The organism is Vibrio sp. RM-41-2B, from assembly GCF_024744415.1.
Classification (GTDB): Bacteria; Pseudomonadota; Gammaproteobacteria; order Enterobacterales; family Vibrionaceae; genus Vibrio; species Vibrio diabolicus.
Window position 1 is genome coordinate 100969 of record NZ_JAMQWD010000021.1, and the last position, 14661, is coordinate 115629.

Consider the following 14661-nt stretch of genomic DNA (forward strand, 5'->3'; position numbering starts at 1 on the left):
GGTATGGAAAGCAAAACTCCGAATCAAATGAGCCAAATCAAAGTGCCGGCGACGTACATGCGTGGCGGTACAAGTAAAGGGGTCTTTTTTAACCTCGACGATTTGCCACAAGAAGCACAAGTGGCAGGCGAAGCTCGTGACAAACTCTTGTTGCGTGTTATCGGCAGCCCAGATCCGTACGCAAAGCAAATTGATGGCATGGGTGGTGCGACGTCAAGCACCAGTAAAACAGTAATTGTTTCTCGCAGTAGCCGAGCCGATCACGATGTTGACTACTTGTTTGGACAAGTGTCGATCGACAAACCATTCGTCGATTGGAGTGGTAACTGCGGCAACTTGTCTGCCGCTGTCGGTCCTTTCGCCATTCATGCTGGGCTGATTCCACAAGATCGCATTCCAGAAAATGGCATTGTGACGGTGCGTGTTTGGCAGGTGAACATCAGCAAAACTATCTTGGTGCATGTGCCGATTGTGAACGGATTCGTCCAAGAAACCGGCGAGTTTGAGCTCGATGGCGTGACGTTTCCGGCCGCCGAGATTCAAGTCGATTTCGTTGACCCTTCTGATGGCGAAGGCAGCATGTTCCCAACAGGCAACTTAGTCGATGATTTAGTGGTACCGGACGTAGGTACGTTTAACGCCACATTTATAAATGCGGGCATTCCAACCATTTTTATTGATGCTGAATCGATTGGTTATCAGGGCACTGAGCTGCAAGACGATATCAACAACGATGATGCCGTATTGGCGATGTTCGAATCTATCCGTGCATATGGCGCACTAAAAATGGGTCTGATTTCTGATTTAGAAGAAGCTCAAACACGCCAGCACACACCGAAAATTGCGTTTGTTTCTAAACCGAAAAGTTACCTGTCTTCAAGTGGTAAAGCCGTTAATGAGTCGGATATTGATGTGCTCGTTCGCGCGCTGTCGATGGGCAAACTTCACCATGCAATGATGGGAACAGCAGCTGTTGCTATCGCTTCAGCGGCGTGTGTACCGGGTACGTTGGTTAACTTGGCTGCTGGTGGCGGTGAAAAAGAGTCAGTGACTTTTGGCCACCCCTCAGGAACGTTAAAAGTTGGAGCACAAGCGAAGCAAACTGAGCAGGGCTGGGTGGTGCAAAAAGCCATCATGAGCCGAAGTGCGAGAATACTAATGGAGGGATTTGTGCGCGTACCCTCTGATGTCTTTGAGTGAAAAGAACGGTCTTTGAATAGAACGAGAGCAATGTCAGGACATACTGGAGGAAGCAATATGTCTTCATACGAAAAAGAATATTTATGGGCGAAGAATGAACCGGAGAGTTTTTGGCGCGCTCAAGCGGAGAATATCGATTGGTTCGAATCTCCTAAAACCATCTTGAAATCTGATGAGAACGGCATCGAACGTTGGTTCCCAGATGGAGTAATGAATACGTGCTGGTTAGCATTGGATTACCATTGCGAGCAAGGACGCGGTGACAATACGGCACTCATTTATGACTCGCCAGTAACTGGCAATAAAACCACGTATACCTATAGTGACTTGCGTGACCAAGTGGCAAAAATTGCCGGCATGCTGTCTGCTCAAGGCGTTGAAAAAGGCGACCGAGTCGTTATTTACATGCCGATGATTCCAGAAGCCGCAATGGCGATGCTAGCCTGTGCGCGTTTGGGGGCGATTCACTCCGTTGTATTCGGTGGTTTTGCACCTAATGAGCTTGCTGTACGAATTGAAGATGCAGAGCCGAAAGTCATCATGACGGCGTCGTGTGGGATTGAGATCAACAAAGTTATTCCATATAAGCCAATGGTAGACAAGGCCATTATGGACAGCCGATGCAAGCCTGAAAAAGTATTTGTATTCCAGCGTCCTGAGTGCGAAGCCGATCTAAACCAAGAAAGAGACTTAGACTGGCAGCGAGAGTACAACCAAGCGCTGCCACATGGTTGTGTTCCGGTGTTAGCAACCGATCCGCTCTACATACTTTATACATCGGGTACGACAGGTAAGCCGAAAGGCGTTGTGCGTGATAACGGTGGCCATGCTGTCGCGATGAAGTACTCTATGAGCGCAATCTACAACATTCCTCAAGATGGCGTATTTTGGGCGGCATCTGATGTTGGCTGGGTAGTAGGACACTCTTACATTGTTTACGCGCCACTGATTCACGGTTGCACAACAATCTTATTCGAAGGTAAGCCCGTCCGAACACCGGATCCTGGCGCGTTCTGGCGAGTGTGTGACGAATACAAAGTAGATGCGTTGTTCTCTGCCCCGACAGCGTTCCGTGCGATCAAGAAAGAAGACCCAGAAGGTGAGTTTTTAAAACAGTATGATCTCTCTAAATTGAAAACCATCTTTATGGCAGGAGAACGCCTTGACCCTCCAACACTGGAATGGGTTCAGGGCAAAGCAGACAAACCCGTTATTGACCACTGGTGGCAAACCGAGACGGGCTGGGCAATTGCGGGCAACCCAACAGGTGTTGAAATGATGCCAGTTAAAGCGGGTTCTTCGACGAAGCCAATTCCGGGTTATCAGGTCGAGATTCTGAATGAACTTGGAGAGTCGGTCGGGCCTAACCAACAAGGTTTTGTCGCATTAAAACGTCCGTTGCCACCGAGTTGTCTGCCAACGGTTTGGCGTAACCATGACCGTTTTGAAACCGGTTACCTCAGCCAATTCCCTGGCTACTATGTGTCAGGTGATGGTGGCTATTTGGATGAAGACGGTTACCTGTTCATTATGGGACGTATTGATGACGTGATTAATGTCGCGGGGCATCGTTTATCGACAGGCGAAATGGAAGAAATTGTCGGTGGTCATCCGGCGATTGCGGAATGTGCAGTGGTGGGTATTCACGATGATCTGAAAGGGCAACTCCCACTTGGCTTTGTGGTACTTAAAGATGGTGTCAAAGTGGACGAGCTTGATCTTGAAGGTGAGCTTGTTGGCAAGGTACGTAGTGAGATCGGTGCGGTTGCCTGCTTTAAGCATGCACTGGTTGTGGATCGCTTACCGAAAACACGTTCGGGTAAAATTCTGCGCCGAACCATACGTCAAATAGCCGATGGTGAAAAATACACCGTTCCGTCAACGATTGATGACCCAAGTAGCTTGAACGAAATTGAACGAGTATTAAGACGCTAATTAAAACTCAATTCTAACTAACCCCTGATCCTCGAACTCTGTAGGTTGGTTCTGCCTCTGTACGTTTATTAAGTGCAGGGGCTTTTTTGCTTGTAGATCGCGTAAACGTCTCGTGCAGGCAATTTTGTGACTTGCCAATACAGCATTTTCCTCACAAACTACAGCCATTCAATTTTTAGTGACCCTTTGTATGACCACGTTTGTAATTAAATCTGCGTGTTTTAGCGACCTTGAGTCGCTCAACGACCTTATGTTTGAGCTGCATGATGAGCATCATCTTCAATCTCCTGAGCTGTTCAAAACTGCAGAGGAGATAGAGCAAGAAAAAAGTATTGCTCGATACATTGATGATCCTGAATGTCTTGTTTATGTAGCAAAACAAGGAGATGAAATTATTGGCTTTATCTCTGGTCATTTCTGTGAACTTGTTTCTACCGTCAGTCAGCCGGTTATGATGGGAAGTGTGGATGAGCTCTATGTGTTACCTGAGTTTCGGAAACAAGGCACAGCTCAGGCATTGATTAACAAAATTGAGTCAACGTTCTCTGATTACGGTGCAAAACAGATGTTTGTTGAAGTATGGCACTTTAACCAGGGTGCAATCTCTTTGTATGAAAAACAAGGGTTTGCACACCATATTCACTATCTAAGAAAGCCGTTGAGCTAATGGCCATGCTTAATTTTAATATTGTGATACACATTCTAGCGAATTGAAATCATTCAGTTCGTCAATAGACTTTTCTCTATAAGTTGCTCGCAATGTTAGTAAATTAATATGCGCCCACATTGGTATTGGCGTTTTTGTCTGCTTGTTTATTAGTAGCACGAGGATCGTGCTTACAAAAACAAGAGGACAATATTTTGAAACTAACAAAATCGTTACTTGCGTTGGCTGTTTTGCCAATGTTCGCAAGTGCTGATGATTTGTCACAGACACAAAATCACACTATACAACCCCAGATCGTAGGCGGCATCACTGCTGATCCTAGTGAGTGGAGATTCTACACCCAAATTGTTAGCCGTTATGGTAACCGATCATATTGTGGTGCCAGTTATATTGGGAATGGCTACGTCCTGACTGCGGCACACTGTGTCGAGGGTGATTCACCGAATCAGATTGCGGTTAAAATTGGTGGCGTCGTTTACAATGGCACTGACGGTGTTCGAGCTAACGTGAGTGAAATCCACATGCACCCGGCATATCGCCGAGCAACGCTTTCTCACGATCTCGCAGTATTAAAGTTGGACTCTGTACCTCAAGGTGTTGCTGCGGTTGAAATTGCCGATGGCAGTCTAACGCAATACGTCAGCATCGGAGATTGGCTTACAGTCGCAGGTTTAGGGAGAACCTCTGAAGGAGGAAGCTCTCCATCTCGATTGCAAGAAGTTGACGTTCCGCTCGTGTCGGACACTACTTGTCGTCAAGCCGGTGGTAATTACACAACCGTTGGAGAGGTGTCTTTCTGCGCGGGAATTCCTCAAGGTGGGATAGATTCCTGTCAGGGAGATAGCGGTGGCCCAATCGTTATTAATCGTGGTGGCGTAATTACTCAACTTGGTGTGGTCAGTTGGGGGATAGGTTGTGCTCGTCCGGGTATGTATGGTGTTTATAGCGATATCGCCGCCATGCGCAATTTTGTTAATGGTGTCATTGGCACGACTACACCTCCGAAAGAGAATGTTTCTGTTGGGTATACCACCGAACAGACATTGGCATCATTTAATGTTGGCGAGTTGCAGCAACATAGTTTTGTTATCAAAAATTCAGGTAACACGACGTTCACTGTAGAAAACGTTCGCGCGCTTGCTTCTGGCGTTGCTGATGCTGCCGTTATTGCTAATGATCAGTGTTCTCAGGCGACGTTAGCCATGAATGCAAGTTGTCGTGTCGATGTCGAATTTGGAGCAGCTCAGGCGGGAGAAGCAAGAGTTGCTTTGAACTTCAACGTTGATAAGACCAGCACACAATATCAGGCGCTAGTGTCGGCTCAAGCGAAAACAGTGACAACGCCTCCAACAGATAACTGCGCAGCAGAATGGCAAGCGAGTACGGTGTATCTCAAAGGGGATAACGTTACTTGGAATGGCAAAGTGTGGCAGGCGCAGTGGTGGACTCAAGGCGATAACCCAGCAGACTCTGGACCTTGGGGTGTTTGGCAAGAAGTTAGCGACGCACATTGCAAGTCTAACTAACCACCAAGCATTCAAAAGCTGATTCGTTGGTGACTTGAGGTAGAATTCATTCTTAGTTTCAACGAGCAGCGCATAGTTATCATAATCAGGGTTTATTGTTTTCGAATAATAAGCCCTTTTTTATTGTTCCAACTTTGAGAACCCATAAAATGTGTATGACTTTATCCTGACGCTACCTTCATATAACTGGCAGAATTGCGATCAACATTTCATGTTTTGTCTGATTTTTGTCAGGTTTGCATTAAATTACTCTCCAATGAGCTTCAAGATCATGCTTTATTCGATCAACGTTGTTTGGCATAACTCGTTACTTAATTTTTATCGAAAAAGATAAGATTAACTGCCATTATTCATTGGTTATCATAATGTTTACTTAAGGTCATATTTTGTGTTGAGACAGCTGTTATTACTCATCCTTTGTTTTATTTTGTTACCTGTTTCACCAATCTCTACGGCTAAAGCTGCCGCGAGCGAAGTAAAAGGGGCGCTCTGCGTTGTTCGTGCTGACGACAAGTTAGTGCTAGTTCATGAAATATTGACGGATAAGATTTCTCTACCTGGTGGGACAATTATTGATGGAGAATCCTCCAAAGTTGCTGCGCAAAGAGAAACGTGGGAAGAAACGGGTTTAGTGGTCACGGTTGGGGAGGAACTTGGCAGAACAGACACCGCGGTTTATTACGATTGCATATCAGATTCTGAGATTATTGCTTTTTCGATGAACAATTCCTTGGGTGGGAATGAGTTACCTATTTGGTTTGCTCCTCACTACGGAGTAGAAATCGCATCAGCAATGTTACTTGGACCATCCGAGCTGCCATCATTTTTGTACCGCTATCCCGCTCAATGGCCACAAGCCATTCAGTTTTTTGAACAAGCTACTCAGCAGTCCGCATCTTATGTGACTCAGCTGATCGAATCCGCGCCTTCATTTCGTCAGATTGAATTGAGGTGGATGAAAGACTTACAAAGCTGGGTAGGGGCTTTATCAGAAACGAGTTTCGAGGTAGCGAATCAGATCTCAAATCTTGTTATAGAACTGACAGAACCTACGATACTGCTTTTTCTATTTCCGTTAGTAATGATGCGTTTTGGCAGTCGATTTGTATTCCGACTCTTTTTCGCTATTAGCGCGACGTCCCTGATGGTACTTGTAGCTCAACAGGGCTTTGCGCTTCCTCGCCCGCATGTCTATATACCAATGATGGAGTTAACACACAGCTTTGGATTTAGTTTTCCAAGTTTGCCTATTGCCGTTTGGTTTTGTGTTTTAACCTTTTTATTTCAGAGAACGCATTATTTCGGCTTGAATGGTACGACCGCTGTCATGATGCTCATCACGCTTACTATTATGTTATGTAAGTTTTTCCTTGGTAGCGCCTTTTTCTTAGATATGTTGTTTGGTGCGCTGTTAGGAAGCTTGGTGGCCTGGCATGTTCTGCGATTGGAAACAAATCAAGACGTGAATGTTGATCAAGTGCTGAGCTCAAAAGGTGTCTGGTTCATTATGACTGCGGTAACGGCGGTCATCTCTGTTATCTGGCCATTACCTGTGTTTGGTCGTTGGTTGGCTATTTTAATTACGGCATCAGCATTGGTTATGACGTTTAGAGAGTCAAAAGTGCATTTGGATTCTCGTCAGATGATTTTTGTAACGCTTGCGTTGGTATTCGTTGAGCAACTTTATTTGTACTCAAGCTCTGTTGTCTCGTTTAGTGGTTTGTGGTCATTGGTATTGTCGACGTTGCATTATCCATTGTTGATGTTGCTGTTTATCTTGCTTGCAAGAAAGCTGATTCATGAAAAACAACAGAGAGAAACAGTGCTAGATTGATGGTTGTATGCTTTCTTTCTCAGGCATACGAGTAAAAAGAAAGCCTTGCTTTACAGCAAGGCTTTTTTGTATGTTGAGTAGCTCAACAATGTGGCTTTGCGTATATCTGACGCCATGGCTGAGTTAAAGGTAATAACGTTGACGCCATAGCGGCGGAGAGAATTAAGCGTTAAGGACGAATTTTTCAATCGCTTTAGCGACACCGTGTTCATCATTACTTGCCGTAATGTAATCAGCGATTTGTTTGGTCTCTTCCATCGCATTTTCCATCGCGATACCAAGGCCAGCATACTTCAGCATGTGGTGGTCATTTTCAGCATCACCCATACAAATCACTTCTTCCGGTTGAATACCTAGATACTCAGCAATTGCAGCAACACCAATACCTTTGTTGCTCGCTGGGTTAAGAAATTCCAGGAAGAACGGAGCGCTTTGAACCACCGTAAACTCTTCACGCATTTCAGACGGAAGCGCTGCGATGACCTCAGTTAACTTACTTGGCTCGGCAACCATCATTGCTTTGATGATTGGATGATCATCTTCTAGCGATTCAAAATTAATCTCTGTTACATTTAAGCCATTAATGTTGGCTTCGATGTCAGTGTATGGGTTTTTCTCATTGGTGATCAAGCCATGTACTTGGCTGAATGCGTGCACATAAGCGCCTAATTCTTTCGCTTTACGAGCGACTAATTTTGCTGCCTTACCATCAATGATTTGCTGGTGGATGATTTCATTTGTTCCTACGTTCTTAACCATAGAGCCATTGTAGAAAAGGACAAAATCTTTATCGGAATGGATATTCAGTTCGTCGAGCTTGCCTTGCATTCCTTCTAATGGGCGACCAGAAGCGAGAACGACAGTAACGCCTGCTTCTCGAGCCTTTGCGATCGCTTGTTTGTTTTCTTCAGAGATTGCTTTATCACTATTAAGCAGTGTGCCATCCATATCTAATGCGATCAGTTTATACATCATTTCTTACCTTAAAGTTTTTGGGAACTGTAAGTGAATAAGGTTTGGTATAACGCTAACCAGAAACCTACGCTCACCGCGACTATGAAACTACAAAATGGTCTATTTTAACAATTAATTTTTGGTTTAAATTGACCTAGACACGTGTGTCCATTAAGGTCTTCGCCTCGAAGTATTATGAGTTGAGTGAGTTCTACGTTGTATAAGCTAAATGAGATGTTTGAAACCATCCAAGGGGAAGGGGTTTTCACTGGAGTACCTGCTGTTTTTGTTCGCCTTCAAGAGTGTCCGGTTGGTTGCTCATGGTGCGATACCAAACAAACGTGGTATGCAGATGAGAATGACCAACGTCAAATTGGTGATATTTTGGTGAAGACGGAAGATTCTCCGACATGGTGCGTCGCATCTGCCGAGAACATCGTAGAGCAATATCAACTGCAAGGCTTTAATGCTAAACATATCGTGATTACTGGTGGGGAGCCTTGTATTTATGATCTACGCCCTTTAACAAAGGCGTTTGAGGATATGGGTTGCCAATGCCAAATCGAAACCAGTGGCACATCAGAAGTCATCACGTCAGAAAATACATGGGTGACCGTGTCACCAAAAGTGGCGATGAAGGGTAAACTTCCAGTTCTCAATAGCGCGTTAGAGCGTGCGAATGAGATTAAGCACCCTGTTGGTACACAAAAAGACATCGACCACCTTGATGAGCTATTGGCAAATGCGAATGTCGCGGTTGAGACTGTCATTGCATTGCAGCCTATTAGCCAAAAGCCTCGTGCAACGCAATTGTGTATTGAAACGTGCATTGCTCGCAATTGGCGCTTGTCTGTTCAAACTCATAAATACCTAAGTATTGCTTAAGAGCGGAGAGAGAAATGAAAAAAGCCGTTGTTGTTTTTAGTGGTGGTCAGGATTCCACGACTTGTCTGGTTCAAGCACTTAAAGAGTTTGATGAAGTTCATGCCATTACTTTTGATTATGGTCAGCGCCACAAGTTAGAGATAGAAGTGGCACAAAAGATCGCAAAGGATCTTGGCGTCAAAGCGCATAAAGTGATGGATGTTGGCCTTTTAAACGAACTTGCGATTAGCTCTCTCACGCGTGATGACATCCCTGTCTCACACGAATTGCAAGAAAACGGCCTACCAAACTCTTTTGTTCCTGGCCGTAACATCCTATTTTTAACGCTCGCAGGAATCTACGCCTACCAAATTGGGGCTGAAACCGTAATTACTGGCGTGTGCGAAACTGACTTTAGTGGTTATCCAGATTGTCGTGACGATTTTGTGAAAGCAATGAACACGGCTTTGGTGAAAGGGATAGACCGTAACCTGACGATCAAAACACCGTTAATGTGGCTAAATAAAGCAGAAACGTGGGCGTTAGCTGATCAATATGACGCGTTGCAACTGGTTCGTAAAAATACGTTGACCTGCTACAACGGGGTCATTGGTGATGGTTGCGGTGAGTGCCCATCGTGCGATTTGCGCAAAGCTGGCTTAGATGATTACCTAAACAATAAAGAGACCGTAATGCAGTCTCTTGTGAACAAGCAGGCTGCTGACGTATAGTCGTGCCTTGCTTTACTGGCTAACATAGTCAGAACTTAGGCTAATTGGCTCATCGTATGCGTCTATAATGATGTTTTTTCCCTGCTTTTTAGCCTGGTATAAAGCTTGGTCTAGTATCGAATAAAGTTCATCAAAGTTGGTAAGCGGCATTGATGTTGATAGATAGGCCAAGCTAGCAGTTACACTCAGATCACTATTATCTACCGTGCGTACGCGCTTCTCTGAAATCGTTTTGTGTAGGCTTTGCACCCGGAAAGGAACGTCAATTTCATCGACGTTTTTCAATAATAAGATAAACTCTTCTCCACCCAAACGGCCGATATACTCTCCCTTATTGAGCTTAGCTTTAAGCACTTGGCAAACTTGCTGTAACACCAAGTCGCCAGTCGGATGACCGTATTGATCATTTATCGTCTTAAAGTCATCAAGGTCGATTAATGCTAAAACATAGCGGAAGTCTTCGTCCGCTTTGGAGGTTTGACCTTTGATGGTCTCTATAATTGCCGCTCTATTCAACGCACATGTTAGACTATCTATTTTGGCTTTTTGTCGTGTTTGTCGCTGAAGTATCAATGCCAGAATGAGCAAGACCAACAAACAGGAAACCACAAAATTATAAGTGCGCTTTTGATCGGTAAGCTTCTCAAATTGATGCTGATTTAAGCTTTTTTCATTATTCAACCGAGCGACTTGAAGATCATATTCGTACTCTTTCTTTGTGAGGTCTAATGCCTCTAATGCTTTAATATTGCTAGCGTCTCGGTTGGCCAATTCAATGTTTGAATAGGCTTCGTGGTGCTCTAATGCCAGTTTATAATCACCTTGGGCTTGGTACGCTTTGGAAAGGAGTAATTGAGCTTGTGCCTGTAATAATGGCCTAGAGTTATTGATCGCTAGTGTTAACGCGACTTTGCCATGTGCAATCGATTTTTCAGTAGCATGGTTATTCAAATACGCGAACCCAGCAGCTAAATGTCCTTCCGTTTCGAGGTGCGTATTTTCATACGTTTCAGCAATGTCTAAAGCTTTTCTAATGTAATCTACTGCGGTATCCAGTTGCCCACTTTCGGCTAAAACCGCAGACAGCCCTAAGTAGCTTAACCCTTGACCATATGGGTAGTGGAGCTGGTTGAGTATTGTTAATGCATTTTGATAATGATTGATGGCTTTATCGAATTCTTTGGATTTCTTATACATTGCCCCAAGGCTATGTTCGACTTGGGCGACTTTGAGTGGTGTCCCTTCATCTTGACGAGCGAGTAGGGCTTGGATGAGATATTGTTCTGATTGTTCAAACTGCCCAAGCTCTGCTAGCAAATTTCCGACGTCATTGTAAATGCCAGAAGGATCGCTTTGAGCAGACATGTTGGCCAGCAGCTTTCGATAAAGGCTCAGCGCTTTTTCATAGTCACCACGATAGTTATAGTTATTCGCTACCACACGTAACGCGAGATCAATAGGGAAGTTTTCTTGGTGTTGTTGACTTAGATGGCTTTCTAACGACGAGCAATAAAAGTTTGCTTTGTGATAACGACCTTGTTGATTCAACGTATAACAGAGCTGATAGTTCATCAAAGCTTTGCCTTCAGAATCTGAAGTCTGCTTCATTTTTTGTCGCAATGAAGAAAAGCTATTTACTGAGGCGTCATAACTACCATGCTTACGTTCATTTAAGGCAAGAATGTACTCTGACTCTAACTGAGCAAAGTTATTGTTGAGAACTTGGCTGCTTCCATAGTACGGCTGCTTTATGTTCGACATGTATTCATAAATCAGCCCGCTGACGTAGAGTTTTTCGCTGTGCGATTTCGCGGTGTGGTATCGATCTTGAAGCATGCTTAATGCTGAGTCAGGATTACTTCTCAATGTGGTTTGATAAACGGCGTGCCACTGCGTGATATTTTGTTCTGGCTCAATATCTTGAGTGTCACTAGCATATACCGGGGCGAGTAAGAGTGACGCAAGCAAAGGATAGAGCGTGCGCATATTTAAACGTGCCTTATGTTCTTTTGTTGCTTTGGAATTAGAGAATCATAACGCTATTAATTGATCAGCTTTGTGATTGAGTTGGGTGTACGAAGAAAAAGAATAGGAAAACTATGCACTTGGTCGACATATCAAAAAAAGAGCATAAAAAGAAAGACCCCAACATAAAGTTGAGGTCTAGAAGTCGTTATGCAATGTAAAGCTTAGCTAGATCTTGAGGCTCCATTTCTTTGCCTTCTAGCTGATCGTTCCAGTTAGTACCAACAAGAACACCATCTTCTGCAAGAGTTAAAAGCCAATCTTCAACAAAGATATCTAGTGGGATTTCTAGTACAGTGAAGTCAGCCCATTCTTCAACATTGTGCGCTTCTGCATCTTCTTTAGAAGACCAGAAAGGCATGACTTCACTGTTTTGGAATTCAGTTGAATCGCAAGATAGCCAACCTTCTTCATTGCGTAAACCCCAAACCAGTTGGTTTTCTTTTGTTTCTGCAACAAAAAGGTCAAGGTTTGCTTGGATATCTGATGTAAGTTTGCTCATTTCAAAACTCTCGTTGTTATGACGCCGCTAGGGTAACACTAAAGTGCCGATTCCTAAAGCATAATACGGTTATTGCAATGAGTAAAAATAAAGGAGCCGAAGCTCCTTTTCTTATGTCATTCTAGGTTTATTAATGCTTGTTTGAACAAACATTAATACAGATATTTTTACCTTTCAGGGAGGGTAGTGAATATTGTCCACTCTTTTTTAATCTCGCCTTTATAACCAACGACAGAAGCAGTTACTCGGCGGTTTAAAGCGTGGCTGACTTCATCGGTACCTTGTTGCGCTAGGTGAGTATCTCCAAAGCCAACAATACGAACTCTGCTCGCTTCGATGTTGTAGCTCAATAGCGCCTCACGGACATTGCGCGCTCGTCTCTCTGATAGATCTTGGTTGTGTTGAGAGCCACCAACTTTACTCGCGTAGCCGTGTAGTTCGATCGACGTAGTAGGGTATTCTTTTAAAAAATCGGACAGTTCACGTACTTGTCTTCTGAACACGGGATTGATTTCATCAGAATCATTGGCAAAAAGTATTCTCACTTGTATGTTATCTGATGCTTTAATGTATTCGCCGCAACCGTCATTGTCGACTTCTGAGCCTTCCGGTGTTCCAGGGCACATATCTCGAGCGTTGATGACGCCATCGTTATCTTCATCTTGAAGGTCAGCGATTTGCTCTGCACTTGGTACAGGTCGATAGTCATACTCGTCTTCAGCAACAACCTGTTGAGTAACGGCGAGAAGGCTTAATGCAAATAGAATTTTCATTGGTTTCATGATCAGTACTCCACCTTTCCATTCCATTCCGTAGGCACATCGACTCGCAAGGCATTTAACAATTGGCCGGTCGCATTCATTACACGGTATTTCGCGTATTGCTCTGAATATCGAGCATCCAAGTAGTTTTTTCTCGCTTCAAATAACTCGTTTTCAGTATTTAACAAATCCAAAAGGGTCCGTTTACCGATGCGATACTGTTTCTCGTAGGCGATAACAGTTTCAGATGCCGAATCTACGTGATCCGCCAGAAACTCTTTTTGCTGAAGTGTTAAATCTAACGCGCTCCATGATAGACGAAGCCCTTCTTCAACGCTGCGGTATGCGCGTTCTCGTAGATCTTTGGCTTTGTTTAGTTGATAGGCAAAGTTTTCAGCATTGGCGACATCACTACCACCATTAAAGAGATTGTAACGCATACGCAGCATCGCTGTCGTTTCATCACTGCTTCCTTCGATACCGCTTGCATCATCACGCCACGTTTGAGCCGCTTCTACAGATATCGTTGGATAGTAAGTTCCCTTAGATTGCTTATATTGGAACTTAGCTGAGTCTACATCTGCCATCGAAACTTTGATTACTGGATGCGATTCAAATGCCAAGTCAATTGCTTCATCTATGGTGTAGGGAATAAAGTTCTGGTCCGCTCGCGGAAAAATCAATCCTTGTGGGGACTGTCCGACAAGGCGTGTAAACGTGGTGTGGCTGTCATATAAGTTGTTCTGAGCCGCCACCAAGTTACCGTGAGCTTTTGCTAAACGAGCTTCTACTTGAGTTAGGTCAGCGGTAGACCCAAGTCCTGAGTTAACTCGCTTTTTAATGTCTTCGTAGATCTTCTTATGAACCTTCAAGTTGTTTTCTGAAAGTGTAAGAATTTCATAAGCTTTTACTGAATCTAAGTAAACCTTTGCCACTTCGAGTGCCGTGTCTTGAGCATCAGCGAGCAGTTGATAACGAACTGATTCTGCGTCAGCTGCTGTTCGATCCATATCGTTAAGTGTCGCAGAACCGTCCCATATCAACTGGGTTAGTGTCACGGTCGCTTCTTTTCTTGTCAGATCCGTTGAATCTCGCCCTGCTTCTGCTGGGTTAATTCCTTCATAACCGATACCGGCGTCTAAATCTACGGATGGGAGGTAAGCACCGCCAGATGCTTCATTCACATACTGCTTGCTAACGAATTCATTGAACGCACTTTTGATGTCAGGATTGGTTTTTAATGTGTTTTCAACCGCTTGCTCTAGTGTTTGCCCAAAAGCATGACTAGCTGCGAACACACCAATGCAAAAGGCGTTGGCACGAGTCCACTTCACTGTGATTCTCCTAGATAATAATAAAATTTCTCGAGGTGAGAGGGCTTATAAGTGGGATACCTATAAGGGCGTCAATAATTTAGCGCACAATAACATTAATACACGATGAAGTAACCTGTTGATTCATTGTTCATTTGTTTCATTCTTGATAAATCAATTCATTTGGTGGGTCTAAATTTTGAATAAGGATCCCGATTTTAAAGTGAAATTGATGTTTAACAAGCGTTGAGTGGTTTTTATTAAAACAAGATGAATGTGCGCCTAGATTCCTATTGATGTATGACACATAATTACTTAATTGAGCATCAAATTGCTGTTATTGCACTAT

Annotated in this window: 12 protein-coding genes; 7 read left to right on the forward strand and 5 right to left on the reverse strand. The window is 43.9% G+C overall.

The features are described from left to right. Nucleotides 1–3: 3 nt before the first annotated feature. The 5 genes from prpF to NB463_RS15185 all read left to right on the forward strand — a co-directional run bounded on the left by prpF (nucleotide 4) and on the right by NB463_RS15185 (nucleotide 7162). Entirely contained in the window at nucleotides 4–1200 is a 1197-nt protein-coding gene (gene prpF, locus NB463_RS15165) for a 2-methylaconitate cis-trans isomerase PrpF (RefSeq protein ID WP_258431697.1), read from the forward strand. Nucleotides 1201–1257: 57 nt separating this feature from the next. Beyond that, nucleotides 1258–3135, forward strand: coding sequence for a propionyl-CoA synthetase (locus tag NB463_RS15170; RefSeq protein WP_258431698.1), 1878 nt, complete (start codon nucleotides 1258–1260; stop codon nucleotides 3133–3135). Nucleotides 3136–3325: 190 nt separating this feature from the next. Then, nucleotides 3326–3802 (forward strand): GNAT family N-acetyltransferase, encoded by a 477-nt coding sequence (locus NB463_RS15175; protein ID WP_046874942.1) that lies wholly within the window; start codon nucleotides 3326–3328, stop codon nucleotides 3800–3802. Nucleotides 3803–3996: 194 nt separating this feature from the next. Next, nucleotides 3997–5328: a trypsin-like serine protease gene (locus NB463_RS15180; RefSeq protein ID WP_258431699.1), complete on the forward strand. Its 1332-nt coding sequence runs from the start codon at nucleotides 3997–3999 to the stop codon at nucleotides 5326–5328. A 388-nt stretch (nucleotides 5329–5716) separates the two neighbouring features. Next, a complete protein-coding gene (locus NB463_RS15185; RefSeq protein WP_258431700.1) occupies nucleotides 5717–7162 on the forward strand; it encodes a bifunctional NUDIX hydrolase/phosphatase PAP2 family protein in 1446 nt (481 codons plus the stop codon). 162 nt (nucleotides 7163–7324) lie between these two features. Here the strand turns inward: NB463_RS15185 and NB463_RS15190 are convergent, their stop codons facing one another. Continuing rightward, nucleotides 7325–8134, reverse strand: coding sequence for a Cof-type HAD-IIB family hydrolase (locus NB463_RS15190; RefSeq protein WP_041852954.1), 810 nt, complete (start codon nucleotides 8132–8134; stop codon nucleotides 7325–7327). Between the two features lie 216 nt (nucleotides 8135–8350). Between NB463_RS15190 and queE the strand changes: the two genes are divergently transcribed. Together queE and queC are read left to right on the forward strand one after the other, a co-directional pair. After that, a complete protein-coding gene (queE, locus tag NB463_RS15195) occupies nucleotides 8351–9001 on the forward strand; it encodes a 7-carboxy-7-deazaguanine synthase QueE (RefSeq protein ID WP_041852955.1) in 651 nt (216 codons plus the stop codon). Between the two features lie 14 nt (nucleotides 9002–9015). Beyond that, entirely contained in the window at nucleotides 9016–9711 is a 696-nt protein-coding gene (gene queC / locus NB463_RS15200) for a 7-cyano-7-deazaguanine synthase QueC (RefSeq protein WP_258431701.1), read from the forward strand. 12 nt (nucleotides 9712–9723) lie between these two features. On the opposite strand, the gene NB463_RS15205 is transcribed toward queC, so the two are convergent. The 4 genes from NB463_RS15205 to NB463_RS15220 all read right to left on the reverse strand — a co-directional run bounded on the left by NB463_RS15205 (nucleotide 9724) and on the right by NB463_RS15220 (nucleotide 14333). Then, complete coding sequence (locus NB463_RS15205; protein ID WP_258431702.1) at nucleotides 9724–11697, reverse strand: tetratricopeptide repeat-containing diguanylate cyclase; 1974 nt, start codon at nucleotides 11695–11697, stop codon at nucleotides 9724–9726. 187 nt (nucleotides 11698–11884) lie between these two features. Further along, nucleotides 11885–12238, reverse strand: coding sequence for a DUF2750 domain-containing protein (locus NB463_RS15210; protein WP_104969426.1), 354 nt, complete (start codon nucleotides 12236–12238; stop codon nucleotides 11885–11887). A gap of 167 nt (nucleotides 12239–12405) precedes the next feature. Beyond that, on the reverse strand, nucleotides 12406–13020 hold the full coding sequence (locus NB463_RS15215) for an OmpA family protein (protein WP_258431704.1): 615 nt from the start codon (nucleotides 13018–13020) through the stop codon (nucleotides 12406–12408). A 2-nt stretch (nucleotides 13021–13022) separates the two neighbouring features. Beyond that, the gene (locus NB463_RS15220; protein WP_074191299.1) at nucleotides 13023–14333 is read right to left on the reverse strand and encodes a TolC family outer membrane protein; all 1311 of its coding nucleotides are present in this window, start codon (nucleotides 14331–14333) and stop codon (nucleotides 13023–13025) included. Between the last annotated feature and the right edge of the window lie 328 nt (nucleotides 14334–14661).

Excerpts from the sequence above, each read along its gene's own strand:
- NB463_RS15215 (WP_258431704.1), bottom strand. The coding sequence starts at position 13,020 with ATGAAACCAATGAAAATTCTATTTGCATTAAGCCTTCTCGCCGTTACT.
- NB463_RS15205 (WP_258431702.1), bottom strand. The coding sequence starts at position 11,697 with ATGCGCACGCTCTATCCTTTGCTTGCGTCACTCTTACTCGCCCCGGTA.
- prpF (WP_258431697.1), top strand. The coding sequence starts at position 4 with ATGGAAAGCAAAACTCCGAATCAAATGAGCCAAATCAAAGTGCCGGCG.
- queE (WP_041852955.1), top strand. The coding sequence starts at position 8,351 with ATGTTTGAAACCATCCAAGGGGAAGGGGTTTTCACTGGAGTACCTGCT.
- queC (WP_258431701.1), top strand. The coding sequence starts at position 9,016 with ATGAAAAAAGCCGTTGTTGTTTTTAGTGGTGGTCAGGATTCCACGACT.
- NB463_RS15210 (WP_104969426.1), bottom strand. The coding sequence starts at position 12,238 with ATGAGCAAACTTACATCAGATATCCAAGCAAACCTTGACCTTTTTGTT.
- NB463_RS15170 (WP_258431698.1), top strand. The coding sequence starts at position 1,258 with ATGTCTTCATACGAAAAAGAATATTTATGGGCGAAGAATGAACCGGAG.
- NB463_RS15190 (WP_041852954.1), bottom strand. The coding sequence starts at position 8,134 with ATGTATAAACTGATCGCATTAGATATGGATGGCACACTGCTTAATAGT.
- NB463_RS15175 (WP_046874942.1), top strand. The coding sequence starts at position 3,326 with ATGACCACGTTTGTAATTAAATCTGCGTGTTTTAGCGACCTTGAGTCG.